General features: G+C 72.2%; 18 protein-coding genes. 14 read left to right on the forward strand and 4 right to left on the reverse strand.

Annotated elements, in window-relative coordinates; translation table 11 throughout:
• Positions 1–42 precede the first annotated feature (42 nt).
• The 12 genes from dnaJ to era all read left to right on the forward strand — a co-directional run bounded on the left by dnaJ (position 43) and on the right by era (position 12,656).
• Positions 43–1,185, forward strand: coding sequence for a molecular chaperone DnaJ (gene dnaJ, locus ACKUU6_RS22495; protein WP_407990353.1), 1,143 nt, complete (start codon positions 43–45; stop codon positions 1,183–1,185).
• A 31-nt stretch (positions 1,186–1,216) separates the two neighbouring features.
• Positions 1,217–1,966: a 16S rRNA (uracil(1498)-N(3))-methyltransferase gene (locus ACKUU6_RS22500; RefSeq protein WP_407990354.1), complete on the forward strand. Its 750-nt coding sequence runs from the start codon at positions 1,217–1,219 to the stop codon at positions 1,964–1,966.
• Between the two features lie 55 nt (positions 1,967–2,021).
• Positions 2,022–5,243, forward strand: a complete 3,222-nt coding sequence (locus tag ACKUU6_RS22505; RefSeq protein WP_407990355.1) for a S41 family peptidase — start codon at positions 2,022–2,024, stop codon at positions 5,241–5,243.
• Positions 5,244–5,347: 104 nt separating this feature from the next.
• Positions 5,348–5,701 (forward strand): histidine triad nucleotide-binding protein, encoded by a 354-nt coding sequence (locus ACKUU6_RS22510; RefSeq protein WP_407992204.1) that lies wholly within the window; start codon positions 5,348–5,350, stop codon positions 5,699–5,701.
• Positions 5,702–5,705: 4 nt separating this feature from the next.
• Complete coding sequence (locus tag ACKUU6_RS22515) at positions 5,706–6,632, forward strand: ribonuclease Z (protein ID WP_407990356.1); 927 nt, start codon at positions 5,706–5,708, stop codon at positions 6,630–6,632.
• Positions 6,633–6,827: 195 nt separating this feature from the next.
• A complete protein-coding gene (locus ACKUU6_RS22520; protein WP_407990357.1) occupies positions 6,828–7,934 on the forward strand; it encodes a PhoH family protein in 1,107 nt (368 codons plus the stop codon).
• 14 nt (positions 7,935–7,948) lie between these two features.
• Positions 7,949–8,443 (forward strand): rRNA maturation RNase YbeY, encoded by a 495-nt coding sequence (gene ybeY, locus ACKUU6_RS22525; RefSeq protein WP_184919628.1) that lies wholly within the window; start codon positions 7,949–7,951, stop codon positions 8,441–8,443.
• Between the two features lie 175 nt (positions 8,444–8,618).
• Positions 8,619–9,950: a hemolysin family protein gene (locus ACKUU6_RS22530; protein WP_407990358.1), complete on the forward strand. Its 1,332-nt coding sequence runs from the start codon at positions 8,619–8,621 to the stop codon at positions 9,948–9,950.
• A 156-nt stretch (positions 9,951–10,106) separates the two neighbouring features.
• Complete coding sequence (locus tag ACKUU6_RS22535) at positions 10,107–11,108, forward strand: aldo/keto reductase (RefSeq protein ID WP_407990359.1); 1,002 nt, start codon at positions 10,107–10,109, stop codon at positions 11,106–11,108.
• A 37-nt stretch (positions 11,109–11,145) separates the two neighbouring features.
• On the forward strand, positions 11,146–11,490 hold the full coding sequence (locus ACKUU6_RS22540) for a cytidine deaminase (protein ID WP_407990360.1): 345 nt from the start codon (positions 11,146–11,148) through the stop codon (positions 11,488–11,490).
• A gap of 44 nt (positions 11,491–11,534) precedes the next feature.
• Positions 11,535–11,690: a hypothetical protein gene (locus ACKUU6_RS22545; protein ID WP_407990361.1), complete on the forward strand. Its 156-nt coding sequence runs from the start codon at positions 11,535–11,537 to the stop codon at positions 11,688–11,690.
• 36 nt (positions 11,691–11,726) lie between these two features.
• Complete coding sequence (gene era / locus ACKUU6_RS22550; RefSeq protein ID WP_407990362.1) at positions 11,727–12,656, forward strand: GTPase Era; 930 nt, start codon at positions 11,727–11,729, stop codon at positions 12,654–12,656.
• 3 nt (positions 12,657–12,659) lie between these two features.
• On the opposite strand, the gene ACKUU6_RS22555 is transcribed toward era, so the two are convergent.
• From ACKUU6_RS22555 to ACKUU6_RS22570, 4 genes are all read right to left on the reverse strand, one after another.
• On the reverse strand, positions 12,660–13,058 hold the full coding sequence (locus ACKUU6_RS22555) for a PPOX class F420-dependent oxidoreductase (protein ID WP_407990363.1): 399 nt from the start codon (positions 13,056–13,058) through the stop codon (positions 12,660–12,662).
• Between the two features lie 42 nt (positions 13,059–13,100).
• Positions 13,101–14,513 (reverse strand): MFS transporter, encoded by a 1,413-nt coding sequence (locus tag ACKUU6_RS22560; RefSeq protein ID WP_407990364.1) that lies wholly within the window; start codon positions 14,511–14,513, stop codon positions 13,101–13,103.
• 73 nt (positions 14,514–14,586) lie between these two features.
• Positions 14,587–15,069: a MarR family winged helix-turn-helix transcriptional regulator gene (locus ACKUU6_RS22565; protein ID WP_407990365.1), complete on the reverse strand. Its 483-nt coding sequence runs from the start codon at positions 15,067–15,069 to the stop codon at positions 14,587–14,589.
• 48 nt (positions 15,070–15,117) lie between these two features.
• Positions 15,118–15,402 carry a protealysin inhibitor emfourin gene (locus ACKUU6_RS22570; protein ID WP_407990366.1) on the reverse strand — a complete coding sequence of 95 codons (285 nt, stop codon included), beginning with the start codon at positions 15,400–15,402 and terminating at the stop codon, positions 15,118–15,120.
• A 372-nt stretch (positions 15,403–15,774) separates the two neighbouring features.
• Between ACKUU6_RS22570 and leuA the strand changes: the two genes are divergently transcribed.
• Both leuA and ACKUU6_RS22580 read left to right on the forward strand, forming a co-directional pair.
• Positions 15,775–17,556, forward strand: a complete 1,782-nt coding sequence (gene leuA / locus ACKUU6_RS22575; protein ID WP_407990367.1) for a 2-isopropylmalate synthase — start codon at positions 15,775–15,777, stop codon at positions 17,554–17,556.
• Positions 17,557–17,771: 215 nt separating this feature from the next.
• On the forward strand, positions 17,772–18,437 hold the full coding sequence (locus tag ACKUU6_RS22580) for a TerB family tellurite resistance protein (protein WP_407990368.1): 666 nt from the start codon (positions 17,772–17,774) through the stop codon (positions 18,435–18,437).
• Positions 18,438–18,886 lie beyond the last annotated feature (449 nt).

An 18,886-nucleotide genomic window follows, 5' to 3' on the forward strand; every position in this document is an offset into this window, starting at 1 on the left:
CCAGTCGCAGCACTTCTAGAGGCGGAACAAGCGGAGCATTTGGTGGCCACGGACTACTACGCGGTACTCGGCGTCCGACGGGATGCGGGGCAGGACGAGATCAAGAAGGCGTTCCGGCGCCTTGCCCGCGAACTGCACCCGGACGTCAACCCGGACCCCAAGACGCAGGAGCGGTTCAAAGAGATCAACGCCGCCTACGAGGTGCTCTCCGACCCGGCCAAGCGCCAGGTCTACGACCTCGGTGGCGACCCGCTGTCGCCCAACGGCGGCGGTGGCGCGGGCGGCTTCGGGGCCGGCGCGGCGGGCTTCGGCTTCTCCGACATCATGGACGCGTTCTTCGGCGCGGCCTCGGGTCAGCGCGGCCCGCGCTCGCGCACCCGTCGCGGCCAGGACGCGATGATCCGGCTGGAGATCACCCTGGAGGAGGCCGCGTTCGGCACCACCAAGGAACTCCAGGTGGACACCGCCGTCACCTGCACCACCTGCTCCGGCGAGGGTGCCGCCCCCGGCACCTCGGCGCAGACCTGCGACATGTGTCGCGGCAAGGGCGAGGTCTCCCAGGTCACCCGGTCCTTCCTGGGCCAGGTCATGACCTCCCGCCCCTGCCCGCAGTGCCAGGGCTTCGGCACCGTGGTCCCGACCCCGTGCCCCGAGTGCGCGGGCGACGGCCGGGTCAGGGCCCGTCGCACCCTCACGGTCAAGATCCCGGCCGGTGTCGACAACGGCACCCGGATCCAGCTCGCGGGCGAGGGCGAGGTCGGCCCCGGCGGCGGCCCCGCCGGTGACCTGTACGTCGAGATCGCCGAGACCAGCCACCCGACCTTCCAGCGGCGCGGGGACGACCTGCACTGCACGGTCACCATCCCGATGACGGCGGCCTCGCTCGGCACGCAGGTGCCGCTGCAGACCCTGGACGGCCTGGAGGAGGTCGACATCCGGCCCGGCACCCAGTCCGGCCAGTCGATCCCGCTGCACGGCCGGGGCATCACGCATCTGCGCGGCGGCGGCCGGGGCGACCTGATAGTGCACGTCGAGGTGCAGACCCCCACCAAGCTCGACCCCGAGCAGGAGGACCTGCTGCGCCGCCTCGCGGTGCTGCGCGGCGAGGAGCGGCCCTCCGGGACGTTCGCACCGGGCCAGCAGGGGCTGTTCTCCCGCCTGAAGGACGCGTTCAACGGTCGCTGAGGCGGCCCCGGTTACCAGGTAAGGCAGACGCATGACCGCCCCCGTGTTCGTCGTGGAGACCGACCGTCTCGCCGGGGCCGCCCCCGGTGGGGTGGTCCGGCTGGACGGGCCCGAGGGGCGGCATGCCGCCGCCGTGAAGCGGCTGGAGCCCGGCGAGGCGCTCACTCTGGCGGACGGGCACGGCCTCGGCGTCGAGGGCACCGTGGCGGCCGTGCACGGCAAGGACGCGCTGGACGTCACCGTGCTGAGCGTCCGTCAGGAGCCGGAGCCCGCACCGCGGATCATCATCGTCCAGGCGCTCCCCAAGGGCGACCGGGGCGAGCTCGCGGTGGAGACCATGACCGAGGTCGGGGTCGACGTGGTGATCCCCTGGGCCGCCTCCCGCTGCATCACCCAGTGGAAGGGCGACCGGGGCGCCAAGGCGCTCGCCAAGTGGCGGGCCACCGCCCGGGAGGCGGGCAAGCAGTCCCGGCGTCTCCGGTTTCCCGAGGTCCGGGAGCTGATGACGACGCGTCAGCTGACGCCGGTGCTGGCCTCGGCGGCGTTCGCGGCCGTCCTGCACGAGGAGGGCTCCGTCCCGCTCGCCACCGCCCCGCTGCCCGGGGCCGGCGACCTGGTCCTGATCGTCGGCCCCGAGGGCGGCGTCTCCCCGGACGAGATCGCCGCCTTCGCCGAAGCCGGGGCCACCCCGCACCGGCTCGGCCCCTCCGTCCTGCGGACCTCCACCGCCGGGGTGGCGGCCGGCGCCCTGCTGCTGGGGCGCACCAACCGCTGGGGCTGAGACCGACCGGCCAAAACCCGGGCTCCGTTCGCGGGGATGCGTTTAGGGTGACGCCGTGACGACCTCTGCGAGCGCGTATCTGCGCCATCCCCACCTGCACGGCGACCTGGTGACCTTCGTCGCCGAGGACGACATCTGGCTCGCCCCGCTGGACGGCGGACGGGCCTGGCGGCTGACCGCCGATCAGGTGCCGGTCAGCCACCCGAGGTTCGCGCCGGACGGGCGGCACGTGGCCTGGACCTCGACCCGGGACGGTGCGCCGGAGATCCACGTGGCGCCCACCGGGGGCGGCCAGTCCCGCCGGCTGACGTACTGGGGTGCGCCGAGGACCAGGCTGCGCGGCTGGACCAGGGACGGCCGTCCGATCGCGGTCTCCAGCGCCGGGCAGGCGACCTCGCGCCGCAGTTGGGCGTTCGCGATCCCGCTGGACGGCGGCGAGCCGGTCAGGCTGCCGTACGGGCCGATCGGCGGCCTGGCGCAGGATCCGGACGGCGAGCGGACGCTGCTGCTGGCCCCGCTGGGCACCGAGCCCGCGTACTGGAAGCGGTACCGGGGCGGCACGACGGGGAAGCTGTGGATCGGTGCGCGCGAGTTCGAGCGGGTGCACGCCGGGCTGGCCGGCAACATCGACTCGCCGCTCTGGGTCGGGGACCGGATCGCCTTCCTCTCCGACCACGAGGGCGTCGGGCAGCTGTACTCCAGCCTTCCCGACGGCACCGACCTGCGGCGGCACGGCGACGGGGCCCCCTACGATCAGGGCTTCTATGCCAGGAACGCCACCACCGACGGCACCCGGATCGTCTGGCACAGCGCCGGCGACCTGTGGATCCTGGACGACCTGGCGGGCGCCGCACCGCGCCGCCTGGAGATCGTGCTCGCGGGCCCCCGGACGGGCCGTCAGCCCCGGCCGACCCCGGCCGCCGGGCAGCTGGAGACGGTGACGCCGGACCGGACCGGCCGGGCCAGCGCGGTCGTGGTGCGCGGCAGCGTGCACTGGCTGACCCACCAGGAGGGCCCGGCCCGGGTGCTCGCCGAGACCCCGGGCGTCCGCCACCGGCTGGCCCGGATCGTGCCGGGGCAGGACGGCGGCCAGGGCGTGGTGTGGATCACCGACGCCGAGGGCGACGACGCGGTGGAGTACGCCCCCGCCGTGCTCGGCACCGAGCGCCGCCGGTTCGCCGCCGGGCAGCTCGGCCGGGTCCTCGGCCTGGCGGTCTCGCCGGACGGCGGGACACTGGCGCTGGCCTCGCACGACGGCCGGGTGCTGCTGCTCACGCTCGCCGACGGCACACTGCACCAGCTGACCAGGAGCGGCCACGGCGAGGTGTCCGGCCTGGCCTTCTCGCCGGACTCGCGGTGGCTGGCCTGGTCGCAGCCGGCCCTGAACGCGGAGTCGCTGCGCCAGATCATGCTGGCCGACCTGACGGACCGTACGGTCGCCGAGGCGACCCCGCAGCGCTTCGTGGACTACTCGCCCGCGTTCACGGCGGACGGCAGGCACCTGGCCTTCCTGTCGGTGCGAAACTTCGACCCGGTCTACGACGCGCACGTCTTCGACCTGTCCTTCCCGACCGGTGCCCGGCCGTTCCTGATCACGCTGGCCGCCGACACCCCGTCACCGTTCGGCCCGCAGCGGGCCGGGCGCCCGCTCGGCGGCGAGGACGAGGAGCCGAAGAAGAAGGACGAGGAGACGGCCGAGGAGAGCACCGTCCCCCAGACCCGGGTGGACCTGGACGGCATCGCCGACCGGATCATCCCGTTCCCGGTCGAGGGCGGCCAGTTCGGCAGCCTGCGGGCGGCCAAGGACGGCGTGCTGTGGACCAGGCACCCGCTGCTGGGCATGCTCGGCGACAACGCCGCCTCGCTGGAGGACGACCACCCCCGGCCGGCGCTGGAGCGCTTCGACTTCAAGAAGCTCAAGGCCGAGCAGCTGGTCGAGGACCTGGACGACTTCCGGGTCAGCGGCGACGGCAGCCGGATCGCGGTGCTCGACGAGGGCGGTCTGCGGATCCTCCCGGCGGACCACAAGGCCGGGGACGACGACGACCTGACGGTCGATCTGGACCGGATCAGGGCCACCGTCGACCCGGCCGCCGAGTGGCGGCAGATGTTCGACGAGAACGGCCGCCTGATGCGGGACAACTTCTGGCGGGCCGACCTCGGCGGCTTCGACTGGGCCGGTGCGCTGGCCAGGTACCGGCCGCTGGTCGAGCGGGCGGGCACCCACGACGACCTGGTGGACGTGCTCTGGGAGACGGTCGGCGAGCTGGGCACCTCGCACGCGTACGTGATGCCGCCCGGGCGGGGCACCGAGGCGGCGCGCCGGCAGGGCCTGCTCGGGGCCGACCTGGTGCGGGACGGCGAGGTCTGGCGGGTGGCCAGGGTACTGCCGGGCGAGTCCTCCGACCCGCGGGCCCGCTCGCCGCTGGCCGCGCCCGGCGCGGCCGTCCGGGCCGGGGACGCGATCCTGGCGGTGAACGGCCGCCCGGTGGACCCGGTGACCGGCCCGGCCCCGCTGCTCGCGGGCACGGCGGGCCAGCCGATCGAGCTGACCGTGACCGGCAAGGACGGGGCCGAGCGCCACCCGGTGATCGTCCCGCTGGCCGACGAGGAGGCGCTGCGCTACCACGACTGGGTGGCCGGCCGCCGGGCGGCGGTCCGGGAGCTGTCCGCCGGGCGGCTCGGCTACCTGCACATCCCGGACATGCAGAGCGTGGGCTGGGCCCAGCTGCACCGGGACCTGCGGGTCGAGATGGCCAAGGAGGGCGTGCTGGTCGACCTCAGGGAGAACCGGGGCGGCCACACCTCGCAGCTGATCATCGAGAAGCTCAGCCGGCGGATCGTCGGCTGGGACCTCGGCCGCGACCTGGACGGCGCCGCCCCGTACCCGGCGGACGCCCCGCGCGGTCCGGTGGTCGCGCTGGCCGACGAGTTCTCCGGCTCGGACGGCGACATCGTGAACGCCGCCATCCAGGCCCTGAAGATCGGCCCGGTGGTCGGCACCAGGACCTGGGGCGGCGTGATCGGCATCGACGGCAAGTACAGCCTGGTCGACGGGACCGGCGTCACCCAGCCCAAGTACGCCTTCTGGCTGGAGGGTTACGGCTGGGGCGTGGAGAACCACGGCATCGACCCGGATGTCGAGGTGGTGATCGCCCCGCACCAGTGGGCCGCCGGCGAGGACCCGCAGCTCGCCGAGGGCGTCCGGCTCGCGCTGGCCGCCCTGGCGGGGACCCCGGCCAAGACCGGACCCGGGCTGGCGGAGCCGCAGCTGTAGCACCGTCAGGAGGCGGCTGGTCACGTGCCGTGGGCCGGTACGTGACCAGCCGCCTCCGTTAGGCTGCGGCGGGTAGGGACGATCACCGCGTGAAGGAGACCGAGATGGCCGGCGAGCCGCAGTCCGACTGCCTGTTCTGCAAGATCGTGGCGGGCGAGATCCCCGCGACCGTGGTCCGGAAGAGCGCGCGCACGCTGGCCTTCCGGGACATCAACCCGCAGGCGCCGACGCACGTCCTGGTGATCCCGCACGCGCACTACCCGAACGCCGCCGCGCTGGCCGCCGCCGAGCCGGCGATCGCGGGCGAACTGCTCGCCGAGGCGGGGGAGGTGGCCCGTGAGGAGGGTCTGACCGACTACCGGCTGATCTTCAACACGGGGGCCGGCGCGGGCCAGACCGTCTTCCACGCCCACGTCCACCTGCTCGGCGGGACGAAGCTGCACGAGGGCCTGGTCTGATCCGGTGTCACAGCGCGAACTCGTCGTCCTCGGCACCGCCAGCCAGGTGCCCACCCGGCACCGGAACCACAACGGCTACCTGCTCCGCTGGGACGGCGAGGGCCTGCTCTTCGACCCCGGTGAGGGGACGCAGCGCCAGATGCTGCACGCCGGGGTCTCGGCCACCCAGCTGACCCGGATCGCGGTCACCCACTTCCACGGCGACCACTCGCTCGGCCTGGCCGGGGTGATCCAGCGGATCAACCTGGACCGGGTCCCGCACCCGGTGGACGCCTACTACCCGGCCAGCGGTCAGGTGTTCTTCGACCGGCTCCGGCAGGCCACCGCCTTCCATGAGACCGCCGAGCTGCGCCCGCACCCGGTCGAGGGCCCTGGCCCGCTGCCCGCGCCGGGCGCCCCGTTCGAACTGGCGGCGGTCCGGCTCTCGCACCCGGTGGACTCCTTCGGCTACCGGCTCACCGAGCCGGACTCGACCCGGCTGCTGCCCGCGCGGCTGGCCGAGCACGGGCTGTGCGGCCCGGCCGTCGGGCAGCTCCAGCGGGACGGCCGGATCGAGCTGGCCGACGGCCGGGTCATCACCCTGGCCGAGGTCAGCGAGGTCCGCCCGGGCCAGCGGTTCGCCTTGGTGATGGACACCCGGCTCTGCGACGGCGTCGGCGAACTGGCCGAGGGCGCCGACCTGCTGGTGATCGAGGCGACCTTCCTGGAGAGCGAGGCGCAGCTCGCCGAGGACCACGGCCACCTGACCGCCGCCCAGGCCGCCAGGGCCGCCGCCGAGGCGGGGGTGCAGACGCTGGTGCTGACCCACTTCTCGCAGCGCTACCCGGATCTGGACGGACACCTGGCCGAGGCCAGGAAGTACTTCGACGGCGAGCTGGTGGTGGCGGAGGACCTGGTTCGCGTCCCGGTGCCGCCGCGCCGGGCCGTGTAGCACAGCCCGGTGCCGCCGCGGCTCTGACCGAAAAGCAGTCGCGTCCGGGGCGCAACTCCCGGACCATCGAACTCCGTCGCCCCGGCGGCGGGCCGCACCGCCGCAACGGTCCACCGCGCGGCGTACCCTGGTGACCCCGGAGAGACCGAGCGGCACCCGAGACGGATGGGATGAGGCAGGCCACAGCGCCGACCCATGACTGAGACACCGCAGACCCGTGCCAATGGACAGCAGCGTCCCGACGGGGACGCCACCACCGCCAGGTTCACCATCCCCGAGAAGCATCCGATGGTCACCCTGCTCGGTGCCACCGACTCCCTGCTCCGGGTCATCGAGGAGGGGTTCCCGACCGCCGACATCCACGTCCGCGGCAACGAGGTGACCGCCACCGGCGCCCGCGCCGAGGTGGCGATGGTCCAGGAGCTGTTCAACGAGATGATGCTGGTGCTGCGCACCGGCCAACCCCTGACGGAGGACGCCGTGGAGCGTTCCATCGCCATGCTCAGGAGCGCCGTCGACGACCCGGCCCACCCGGCCCCGTCCGAGGTCTTCACCGCGAACATCCTGTCCAACCGGGGCCGCACCATCCGCCCCAAGACCCTCAACCAGCAGCGCTACGTCGACGCGATCGACAAGCACACCATCGTCTTCGGCCTCGGCCCGGCCGGTACCGGCAAGACGTACCTGGCGATGGCCAAGGCCGTCCAGGCGCTGCAGGCCAAGGAGGTCAACCGGATCATCCTGACCCGGCCGGCCGTCGAGGCGGGGGAGCGGCTGGGCTTCCTGCCCGGCACCCTGTACGAGAAGATCGACCCGTACCTGCGCCCGCTCTACGACGCGCTGCACGACATGATGGACCCGGACTCGATCCCCCGGCTGATGGCCGCGGGCACCATCGAGGTCGCCCCGCTCGCGTACATGCGCGGCCGGACCCTGAACGACGCCTTCATCATCCTGGACGAGGCGCAGAACACCTCGCCCGAGCAGATGAAGATGTTCCTGACCCGGCTCGGCTTCAACTCCCGCGTCGTGGTCACCGGTGACACCAGCCAGATCGACCTGCCGGGTGGCACCCGTTCCGGGCTCAAGGTGGTCCAGGAGATCCTGGCGGACGTCCCGGACATCAACTTCTCCGTGCTCACCAGCACCGACGTGGTCCGGCACAAGCTGGTCGGCCGGATCGTCGACGCCTACGAGCGCTGGGACGCGCTGCAGGAGACCGACGCACCCGCCGTACCCCGTAAGCCCGTTCAGCGGAAGGGCGCCCGTGCCCCCCGCCAGTCCCATCACACCGAAAGCTGAGTACCGACCCCGACATGTCGATCGACATCGCGAACGAGTCCGACTGGGAGGTTGACGAGGAGTCAATCCTCGACGTCGCCCGCTACGCCCTCGACCAGATGCGGATCCACCCGCAGGCCGAGCTCTCCGTCATCCTGGTGGACAGCGCCCAGATGGAAGAACTGCACATCCAGTGGATGGACCTGCCCGGTCCGACCGACGTGATGTCCTTCCCGATGGACGAGCTGCGCCCGGGCAAGGAGGGCGAGGAGCTCCCGCAGGGGCTGCTCGGCGACATCGTGCTCTGCCCCGAGGTGGCGAAGCGGCAGGGCGAGGAGGCCCCCTCGAAGCACTCCGTGGACGACGAGCTCCAGCTGCTCACCGTCCACGGGGTGCTGCACGTCCTCGGCTACGACCACGAGGAGCCGGAGGAGAAGGAGGTCATGTTCGGCCTCCAGAAGCGGATCCTGGACGACTGGCGGGCCGGCCGCGGCCTCTCGGGGATCTCCCCGGCGCCGACCACCCACTGAGGTCGGGTCCTGTCTTTCGGAGTACGCCGGGCGGGCGCCGCCAGGGCACGCACCTCGTCGGCTTGTCGTCAGTCGCCGATGCTCCGCATGGACTTCCTCCTCCGCACCGACGATGCACGCACCCTGACGACGCCCGCTGATCCGACGCGATCCGAAAGACAGGACCCGGCCCTCCGTGAGTGGTGACAGTACGAGCTTCCTGATCGGAGCTCTCCTGCTGGTCGGTTTCGGCTGGCTGGCCGCCTGCGCGGAGGCCGGGATCTCCCGGATCTCCCGGTTCCGTGCCGAGGAGGCCGTCCGGGCCGGGCGGCGCGGCGCCGACCGGCTGCTGACCCTGGCCAGCGACCCGATCCGCTACCTGAACCTGGCCACCCTGATCCGGGTGTCCTGCGAGATGGCCGCGGCCGTCCTGGTCACCGTGGTCTGCGTGCGCAGCCTGCACCAGACCTGGGAGGCCGTGCTGCTGGCGATCGGGGTGATGGTGCTGGTCTCGTTCGTCGCGGTCGGCGTCTCGCCCCGCACCATCGGTCGCCAGCACCCGTTGACCACGGTGACCGCCGCCTCCTTCGTGCTGCTGCCGCTGGCCCGGGTGCTCGGCCCGATCCCGCGGCTGCTGATCCTGCTCGGCAACGCGCTCACCCCCGGCAAGGGCTACCGCGAGGGGCCGTTCGCCTCCGAGGCCGAGCTGCGGGCGCTGGTCGACCTGGCCGAGAAGGACGACCTGATCGAGGACGAGGAGCGCCGGATGGTGCACTCGGTCTTCGAGCTCGGCGACACCATCGTCCGCGAGGTGATGGTGCCGCGGACCGACCTGGTGATGATCGAGCGTCACAAGACGGTCCGTCAGGCGCTCACCCTGGCGCTCCGCTCCGGCTTCTCCCGGATACCGGTGGTCGGGGACAACGAGGACGACGTGGTGGGCATCGTCTACCTCAAGGACCTGGTCAGGCGCACCCACATCAACCGGGACGCCGAGTCGGAGCCGGTCTCGTCGGTGCTGCGCCCGGCGGTCTTCATCCCGGACTCCAAGCCTGCGGCGGACCTGCTGCGCGAGATGCAGAAGATGCGCTCGCACGTGGCCATCGTGATCGACGAGTACGGCGGCACCGCCGGTCTGGTCACCATCGAGGACATCCTGGAGGAGATCGTCGGCGAGATCACCGACGAGTACGACCGGGAGCTCCCGCCGGTCGAGGACCTGGGCGACGGCTCGTACCGGATCACCGCCCGGCTGCTGGTCGAGGACCTCGGCGAGCTGTTCGGGCTCGAGCTGGAGGACGAGGACGTGGAGACCGTCGGTGGTCTGCTCGCCAAGCACCTCGGCCGGGTGCCTATCCCCGGCTCCTCCTGCGACCTGCCGGTGCCCGAGGACGCGCACACCGACCTGACCGCGATCCGGCTCACCGCCGAGAGCGCGGCCGGGCGGCGGAACCGGATCGGCACCGTCCTGGTCGCCCCGGTCCGGGGCGAGGACGAGCCGGCAGCCGGCGGCCCGCCCGAGGAGTAGCGCCCGGCGGCTATCCGGCCGCCCGGACCTTCGAGGGACGGGCGGCCGGAATCGGCCACGGTGATCGAAAAGCGGTCACCCGGAACAGCTGACGGGTCGTCAGGAGTTGAGGGGTAAGGGTTCTCTGCCTACCCGCCCCCCCTCCGAGGAGATGTGATGACTACCCGCACCCTGGGTGCCCTCAGTACCGCCCCGATCGGCTTCGGGGCGATGGTGCTCTCGCCCGGCATGTACGGCGAGATCGACGACGATCGCGGTGAGCGGGCGGTGCGCGCCGCGCTGGACAGCGGGGTGACGCTGATCGACACCTCGGACGGCTACGGCGCCGACGGCCACAACGAGCGGCTGATCGGCCGGGCGATCGCCGGGCGGCGGGACGAGGTGGTGATCGCCACCAAGTTCGGCTTCCGGATACCCGAGGGGGCCGAGGCGCACCGCTTCCCGGTCACCTACGCCTTCGGCGAGCTGGCCGTGAACGCCGAACCCAAGTACGTCCGGGGCTACGCCGAGCAGTCGCTGCGCAACCTCGGTACCGACGTGATCGACCTGTACTACCCGCACTTCCCTGACCCGCAGGTCCCGCTGGCCGACACCGTCGGGGCGGTCGCCGAACTGGTCGGGGACGGGCTGGTCCGCCACCTCGGGCTCTCCAACGTCACCGCCGCGCAGCTGCGCGAGGCGTACGCGGTGCACCCGGTGGCCGCGGTCCAGGTGCAGTGGTCGATGTGGCAGCCGGTGGAGCCGGAGCTGCTGGCCGCCGCCCGTGAGCTGGGCGTCGGCCTGGTGGCCTGGAGCCCGCTCGGCGGCGGGTTCCTGACCGGTACGGTGCAGCAGCTGGCCGAGGGCGACTTCCGGCAGCACCTGGAGCGCTTCGACCAGGCCAACCTGCGGGCCAACAACGACCGCTACGCGCCGATCCGGGCGATCGCCGCCGAGCTGGGCCTGACGCCGGGCCGGCTGGCGCTGGCCTGGCTGCTGCACCAGGACGACCACGTGGTGCCGATCCCGGGCAGCCGGACGCCCGGGCACATCGAGGACAACACCGGGGCGGCCGCCGTCTCCCTGTCGGCGGCCGACCTGGCCCGGGTCGACGCGGCACTGGCCGACTTCGCCCCGGCCGGGCGCGGCGGTCTGCTGGAGGACGCCGCCGGGGCCTGACGGTCCGCGGCCCGGGCGGCCGCCTATGCTCGGCGGCATGACTGAGCCGACTGAGCTGGACGCCGAGGACAAGAAGATCATCACGCTGGCCCGCTCGGCCCGCGCCCGCAACGGCGTGGCCGAGGGGGCGGCGGTCCGGGACGAGACCGGACGGACGTACGTGGCGGGCACCGTGGCGCTCCCCTCGCTGGAGCTGAGCGCACTGCGGACGGCCGTCGCGATGGCCGTGGCGAGCGGCGCCAAGGGCCTGGAGGCGGCCGCCGTGGTCACCGAGGAACCGGCGCCCTCCGAGGCCGACCTGGCCGCCGTACGGGATCTCGGCGGCCCCGCTGCGCCGGTGCACCTGGCCGGGCCGGACGGCGTCCTGCGGCAGAGCTTCTGAGACGCCGTACCCCGTCGGGCTCGGCGGTCGATAATCTGACCGGCATGGGTGCGTTCGCGTTCTTCGCCGGGGTGTTGCTGAGCCTGATGGGGTTGGGGCGGTGGCGCGAGACCGGGTCGCCGTACTGGCTGGTCGGCTCGCTGGTGCTGTTCCTGCTGGTGCTGGTGGGCGCGCTCACCGGGAAGAAGAAGACCGGGTGACCGATCCCGCTCGGTGGATCAGGGAGAATGGTCGGCATGACTGCCCCTTCCTCCCCGTACCGCTCTGGGTTCGCCTGCTTCGTCGGCCGTCCCAACGCCGGCAAGTCGACCCTGACCAACGCTCTGGTCGGGACGAAGGTCGCGATCACCTCGGACCGTCCGCAGACCACCCGCCACACCGTCCGCGGCATCGTGCACCGGCCCGACTCCCAGCTCGTCCTGGTCGACACCCCCGGGCTGCACAAGCCGCGCACGCTGCTCGGTGAGCGCCTCAACGACCTGGTCCGCTCCACCTGGGCCGAGGTCGACGTGATCGGCTTCTGCCTGCCCGCCGACCAGAAGCTCGGCCCCGGCGACAAGTTCATCGTCAAGGAACTCGCCGAGATCAGGAAGACCCCCAAGGTGGCCATCGTCACCAAGACCGACCTGGTCGACTCCAAGAAGCTGGCCGAACAGCTCCTCGCCGTCCAGCAGCTGGCCCAGGAGCTCGGCTTCGAGTGGGCCGAGATCATCCCGGTCTCGGCCGTCGGCGACCAGCAGGTCGAGCTGGTCGGCGACCTGATCACCAAGCTGCTCCCCGAGGGCCAGCCGCTCTACCCCGACGGCGACCTGACGGACGAGCCGGAGCTGGTGATGGTCGCCGAGTTGATCCGCGAAGCCGCCCTGGAGGGCGTCCGGGACGAACTCCCGCACTCGCTGGCCGTGGTCGTCGAGGAGATGATCCCGCGCGAGGGCCGCCCGGCCGACCGCCCGCTGCTCGACATCCACGCCAACGTCTACATCGAGCGCCAGAGCCAGAAGGCCATCGTCATCGGAGCGAAGGGCGCCCGGCTCAAGCACGTCGGCACGACGGCGCGCAAGCACATCGAGGCGCTGCTCGGCACGCCGGTCTACCTCGACCTGCACGTCAAGGTCGCGAAGGACTGGCAGCGGGACCCGAAGCAGCTGCGCAAGCTGGGGTTCTGACCCTCAGACGGCGAACCGGAGCACCCTGGCCGGGGTGACCCGGATGATCAGCCGCTCCTCGTCGGGCTCAGCCAGCGGCGGGTCGGTGCCCAGGTAGCGGTGCGAGAGCTCGTACGGCAGCTGGCGGTCGGGGTCGGGGAGCAGCTCGGCGGTGCCGCGCAGTTCGACCGAGGAGTACGGGTTGGCCAGGTCGTAGACCGAGACACTGATCCGGGGGTCGCGGGCCAGGTTGCGGGCCTTCTGGCGGCCCGCGGTGGTGGAGAGCAGGACGGTGTCGCCCTGGCGCTTCAGCCACATCACCGAGGACTGCGGGCCGCCGTCCGGGTTCAGCGTGGTGACGGTGGCGAAGTTCCGGGCGTCCAGCAGGGCGCGGACGGCGGGGTCGAGGGTCGGGGTGCTCATCGGGACGGCTCCTCTTCGGGTGGGGGTAAGACCGGGGCCGGCTCAGACCGGGGCGGGTACAACGGCCCGGGCCGGACGACGCAGGACGGTGGCGGCGATCAGGAAGGCGACCACCAGCAGGCCGGTGCCGAGCCCGAATGCGAGCCGGAAGCCGTCGGTCAGGGCGGCCTGAGCTGACGCGCCGTCGGCGAGCAGCACGTGGGTGCGGTGGCCGGCCAGGGTGGCCAGGACGGCCACGCCGAGGGCGCCGCCGACCTGTTGGGTGGTGTTGAAGAGGCCGGAGCTGACGCCCGCGTCCTCGGGGCTCGCCTCGGCCATGGCGAGCGAGGTGAGGGCGGAGACGGCCAGGCCGAAGCCGCCCGCGAGCAGCATGGTGGGGAGCAGGTGGACGGGGTACGAGGCGTCCACCGGGAGGTTGGTCAGCAGGCCGATGGCAGCCACCAGCAGGGCCAACCCGCCGAGCAGGACGGCCCGTTCACCGAACCGGGCGGTCAGCCGGGCGGACAGGAAGAGCGAGACCGCGCCGATGGTCAGGGCGGCCGGGAGCATGGCGAAGCCGGTGGCTGCGGCGCCGTACCCGAGCACGTTCTGCAGGTAGAGCGCGATCAGCACCTGGAAGCCGAACAGTGCGGAGACCATCAGGACCTGCACCAGGTTGGCCGCGGAGACGGTGCGGGAGCGGAGCAGTCGCAGCGGCAGCAGCGGTTCCGCGGCCCGCCGCTGGCGGAGCACGAAGCCGGTGAGCAGCAGCACCGCGAGGCCGCCGGGCAGCAGCGCGCCCCAGCCGTACCGGGTGATCGAGACGATCGCGTAGACGCCGGTCATCAGGCCGGCGGTGACCAGGGCGGTGCCGGGCACGTCCAGGCCGCGGAGTGACCGGGCCGGGCCGTCGGCGGCCAGCACCCGGAGGGCGAGCAGCACGGCGGCCAGCCCGATCGGCAGGTTGACGAAGAAGATCCAGTTCCAGCCCACCGCCTCGGTCAGCACCCCGCCGAGCACCTGCCCGATCGAGGCACCGGCCGCGCCGACGAAGCTGAACGCGCCGATCGCCCGGCCGCGCTCACCCGGCTCGGGGAAGAGCGTGACGATCATGCCGAGGCTGACCGCCGAGGCCATCGCCCCGCCGACGCCCTGGAGGAACCGGGCGCCGATCAGCACCTCCTGACTGCCCGCCACCCCGCAGAGCAGCGAGGCCGCGGTGAAGATCACCAGCCCGGCGACGAACATCCGCCTCCGCCCGAGCAGGTCACCGAGCCGGCCGGCCAGCAGGAGCAGTCCGCCGAAGGCGATCAGGTAGGCGTTGACCGTCCAGGTCAGGTCCTCGGGGGAGAAGCCCAGGTCGGACTGGATGGCGGGCAGCGCGACGGTCACGATGCTGCCGTCCAGGATGATCATCAGCATCCCGGCGCAGAGCGCCACGAGTGAGAACCAGCGTGAGTGGGCGTGCGGGGTCATGGGGTCCCTCCCGTTCGGTGACAGCGGGTAGGACGCTACCAGATAGTCCCGTACCGGACTATCTTTTCCCGGACTATGCCCGCGCCCGGCGGGGTCGGCGGATCGGCCGGTCGCTCTCGGCCGGTGTGGCGAGGTGCCCCTCCTGGAGGGTGGTCAGGGCGCGCAGCAGTGCCGCGCCGTCCTGCTCGGGCAGTGCGTCCAGTACGTCCTGGTGTACCCGGTCGACGATCTGCACGCCTGCGGCCACCGCCTCGGCGCCACTCGGGGTGACCGAGATGATCCGGGCCCGCCGGTCGGTGCTGGACGGGCGGCGCTCCGCCAGGCCGAGACGCTCCAGCTCGTCGACGGTCACCACCATGGTGGTCTTGTCCAGGTCGGCGATCTCGGCCAGCTGGATCTGGGTCCGCTCCTCCTCCTGTGCGTGCAGCAGGACGCAGAAGCCGCGCGGAGTGATCTCCAGGCCGCTCTCGGCGAAGGCGGCCGACATCCGGGTCGCCAGGACGTGACTGGTGTGGGCGAGCAGGCCGGAGAGGTCCAGAACGGTTCGGGTGGTCATGCCCGCAGTCTACAAACTGCGGCGGGATCCGGATTATCCGAAAGCGGACTACTGCTGCGGGTGCAGCGCCACGCCCTCGCGCAGCACCAGCGAGACCAGCTCGTGCTGCGAGTCGGTGAGCCTGGGGTCGGCGCAGTGCACCGTCCGCCCGTCGACGGTGATCGTGTAGTGGAAGCCGTCCGGCACCCCGTACGAGGGCGCGCGGAGGCCGCCCGCCACGGCCTCCCTGGCCAGTGCGTGCACGTGGGGCGCGTCGATCCGCTCGGTGGTGTCCAGCTCGGCTCGGAGGGCGTGGCCGGCCAGGCCACCGGTCCGGCTCACCTGGATACGCATGGTTGCCAGTGTGCTACGCACCGCCGCCGACGCGCTGCCCGTTTCGGTGAAAATGCGGTGCGAAGTCGGCGGGGGTTCCGGACGGATGGGTTGGTTGACGGCACGTCAGTTCGAGTCCGTCTCACTGGGTGGAATGGTGGCGAGGCTCACTGTGGGTACGGAGTGGCCTGGGTTACGCTGGGACACATCATGCGTTACGGGCTGCTTCTTCTTAGCTGCCGCGGCGAGGACCTGTAGACCACTGAAGGCCGGCTCCCTCTCCGCGGGGGACTGTGCTGCACCCGCACCGACGCGGGGCGGTAGTCGGCCGAGTCGGGTGTCCATTCACCCCGACCAGCCCGCAATCGAGTTCGGAAGCCGAGAGTCTCCTCCATGACTGAGCAGTCCTCCATCGCTCGCGCGTTCAACGACCGCCCCACTCCGATCACCGCAGCGGCCACCCCGCAGAAGCCGTCCGGCATGCCGTTCCAGCGGTACGTACCCTTCGGCACCGTGGACCTGCCGGACCGGATCTGGCCGAGCAAGGTGATCACCCAGGCGCCGCGCTGGCTCTCCACCGACCTGCGGGACGGCAACCAGGCGCTGATCGACCCGATGTCGCCGGCCCGCAAGCGCAAGATGTTCGACCTGCTGGTGAAGCTGGGCTACAAGGAGATCGAGGTCGGCTTCCCCTCCTCCGGTGCCACCGACTTCGAGTTCGTCCGGTCGCTGATCAACGAGGACGCGATCCCCGAAGACGTCACCATCTCGGTGCTGACCCAGGCCCGCGAGGACCTGATCGAGCGCACCGTGGAGTCCCTGGTCGGCGCCCCGCGCGCCACCGTCCACCTGTACAACGCCACCTCGCCGCTGTTCCGCCGGGTGGTCTTCAAGGGCAGCAAGGACGACATCAAGGCGATCGCCGTGGACGGCACCCGCCTGGTGATGGAGTACGCCGAGAAGATCCTGCGGGACGACACCGTCTTCGGCTACGAGTACTCGCCGGAGATCTTCATCGACACCGAGCTGGACTTCGCGCTGGAGGTCTGCGAGTCGGTGATGGACGTCTGGCAGCCGGGCGAGGGCCGCGAGATCATCCTGAACCTGCCGACCACGGTCGAGCGGTCCACTCCCAACGTCTACGCCGACAAGATCGAGTGGATGTCGCGGAACCTGAGCCGCCGCGAGTTCATCGCGCTGTCCACCCACCCGCACAACGACCGCGGCACCGGCGTGGCCTCGGCCGAGCTGGCCATCATGGCGGGGGCGGACCGGGTCGAGGGCTGCCTGTTCGGCCAGGGCGAGCGGACCGGCAACCTGGACCTGGTCAACGTCGGGATGAACCTGTTCTCCCAGGGCGTCGACCCGATGATCGACTTCTCCGACATCGACGAGATCCGCCGCACCGCCGAGTACTGCAACCAGATGCCGGTGCCGGAGCGCCACCCCTACGCTGGCGACCTGGTGTACACCTCCTTCTCCGGTTCGCACCAGGACGCGATCAAGAAGGGCTTCGACGCCCTGGAGGCCGACGCCAAGGCGGCCGGCGTGCCGGTCGGCACGTACACCTGGGGCGTCCCTTACCTGCCGATCGACCCGAAGGACGTGGGCCGCTCGTACGAGGCGGTCATCCGGGTCAACAGCCAGTCCGGCAAGGGCGGCATCGCCTACGTGCTGAAGAACGACCACAAGCTGGACCTGCCGCGCCGTCAGCAGATCGAGTTCTCCCGGATCATCCAGGCCAAGACCGACGCCGAGGGCGGCGAGGTCACCCCGGCCGAGATCTGGAGCGTCTTCCAGGACGAGTACCTGCCCACCCCTGCCAACCCGTGGGGCCGGGTCACCCTGAGCGGGTCCCGCAGCCTGACCACCGAGGACGGGCGGGACGTGCTGTCCACCGAGGCCGTGGTGGACGGGCAGCCGGTCACCCTGACCGGCACCGGCAACGGTCCGGTCTCCGCCTTCGTCAACGCGCTGGCCGGGATCGGCGTGGACGTTCGGGTGCTGGACTACGCCGAGCACGCGCTGAGCGAGGGCGGCGACGCCCAGGCCGCCGCGTACGTCGAGTGCGCGGTGGACGGCAAGGTGCTGTGGGGCGTCGGCATCGACGGCAACACCGTGCTGGCCTCGCTGAAGGCCGTGGTGAGCGCCGTCAACCGGGCGCAGCGCGCCTGATCCTCCCTCAGGGGGCCGCCGTCGGTGGCCCCCTGAGGTGTTCCCGGGGAATGTGTTCTGCGACACATCTTTACCCGTTCGGGGTGCTGACACCCGGCCGTAACCGTGGCAGCATCTATCCACCGGAACCGAGGTCGGTGGGACGGCCGCGGAGTCCGGTCGCGTGACCTGCCCACTGTTGTGCAGGCCGCCTGCCATGTCTGGGGAGTGGCGCCGTGACAGGGTTGTGGGGTGTCCGTCCTCGCTGGCGGACCGACGTCCTCGGTGATTTCTTCTGTCCCGGCTGTGGCGGGGACCGCAACTACCGCCGGCAGTACGGTCGGCGCTGGCTCCGGCTGCTCGGCACCCCGGTCCTGCCCGTCGGCCCGGTGACCGGCTGCGTGCAGTGCACCTCCTGCCACCGCCGCTACGGCGTGGAGACCCTCGACCAACTCACCTGCGTCCGGCTGGCCGCGATGCTGCGGGACGCCCAGTACACCGTCGCGCTCGCCCTGCTCGCCGCGGGCGGCACCGGCGGCCGGTCGGCCCGCGAGGCGGCCTGCGGCGTGATCCGCGAGGCCGGATTCGAGGACTGCGGCGAGGCACAGGTGCTGGCCGCACTGGCCGCCCTGTCCGGCGTCGGCGGCGAGGCCCCGCTCGACCTGGTCGGCGCCGGGAACGGACTGACCGTCGAACTGCACGCCGCGATAGGGCCCCTGGTGCCGCACCTGGCCCAGCAGGGGCGGGAGCGGCTGCTCCTCCAGGGAGCCTGGATCGCGCTGGCCGACGGTCGCTACCTCCCCCAGGAGCGCGCCGCCCTGCTGGCCGTCGGCCGCTGCCTCAAACTCCCCGGCAGCCGCGTCGACGAACTCCTGGAGGCAGCCACCAACGCCCCCCACTAGACCCCCACAGGCCGGGCCCGACTCCCCCCTCCGGGCCCGCCGTGACCCGCACCCACCGGTCCCCCCACGAGACCGGGTGCGGGGCTCACGGCTGTAAGGGGCCGCCTGCGGCGGGCATCGGGAGGATTCGCTTGCGGCGCGCTCGGGGACGTGTGAGCCGGATTCGCTGGTGGCGGCCTTGGGGTGGCGAGAGCAGAGTCGCCTGCGGCGGGCTTCGGAGGATTCGTCTACGGCGCGCTTCGGGACATGCGAGCGGGTCGCCTGTGACGGGTCATATATGGGGCCGCCTGCGACGTGCCGCTGGGCGGAACTCAGGTGCAACCCCTTGGCAGGCGAGCCCCGTCGGGAGGGCCGCCGCAGGCGCGCCCGCCCGGCGGTCCGCCGAGCGCGCGCCGCAGGCGATGTCGGAGCTGCCCCGCCGAGGCGCGGGCGGTTGTCGTCTTCGTTCC

The sequence above is a fragment of the Kitasatospora sp. CMC57 genome (assembly GCF_045866025.2).
Taxonomy (GTDB): Bacteria; Actinomycetota; Actinomycetes; order Streptomycetales; family Streptomycetaceae; genus Kitasatospora.

Excerpts from the sequence above, each read along its gene's own strand:
- ACKUU6_RS22500 (WP_407990354.1), top strand. The coding sequence starts at position 1,217 with ATGACCGCCCCCGTGTTCGTCGTGGAGACCGACCGTCTCGCCGGGGCC.
- ACKUU6_RS22510 (WP_407992204.1), top strand. The coding sequence starts at position 5,348 with ATGGCCGGCGAGCCGCAGTCCGACTGCCTGTTCTGCAAGATCGTGGCG.
- ACKUU6_RS22520 (WP_407990357.1), top strand. The coding sequence starts at position 6,828 with ATGACTGAGACACCGCAGACCCGTGCCAATGGACAGCAGCGTCCCGAC.
- ybeY (WP_184919628.1), top strand. The coding sequence starts at position 7,949 with ATGTCGATCGACATCGCGAACGAGTCCGACTGGGAGGTTGACGAGGAG.
- ACKUU6_RS22535 (WP_407990359.1), top strand. The coding sequence starts at position 10,107 with ATGACTACCCGCACCCTGGGTGCCCTCAGTACCGCCCCGATCGGCTTC.
- ACKUU6_RS22540 (WP_407990360.1), top strand. The coding sequence starts at position 11,146 with ATGACTGAGCCGACTGAGCTGGACGCCGAGGACAAGAAGATCATCACG.
- ACKUU6_RS22545 (WP_407990361.1), top strand. The coding sequence starts at position 11,535 with ATGGGTGCGTTCGCGTTCTTCGCCGGGGTGTTGCTGAGCCTGATGGGG.
- era (WP_407990362.1), top strand. The coding sequence starts at position 11,727 with ATGACTGCCCCTTCCTCCCCGTACCGCTCTGGGTTCGCCTGCTTCGTC.
- ACKUU6_RS22555 (WP_407990363.1), bottom strand. The coding sequence starts at position 13,058 with ATGAGCACCCCGACCCTCGACCCCGCCGTCCGCGCCCTGCTGGACGCC.
- ACKUU6_RS22560 (WP_407990364.1), bottom strand. The coding sequence starts at position 14,513 with ATGACCCCGCACGCCCACTCACGCTGGTTCTCACTCGTGGCGCTCTGC.
- ACKUU6_RS22565 (WP_407990365.1), bottom strand. The coding sequence starts at position 15,069 with ATGACCACCCGAACCGTTCTGGACCTCTCCGGCCTGCTCGCCCACACC.
- ACKUU6_RS22570 (WP_407990366.1), bottom strand. The coding sequence starts at position 15,402 with ATGCGTATCCAGGTGAGCCGGACCGGTGGCCTGGCCGGCCACGCCCTC.
- leuA (WP_407990367.1), top strand. The coding sequence starts at position 15,775 with ATGACTGAGCAGTCCTCCATCGCTCGCGCGTTCAACGACCGCCCCACT.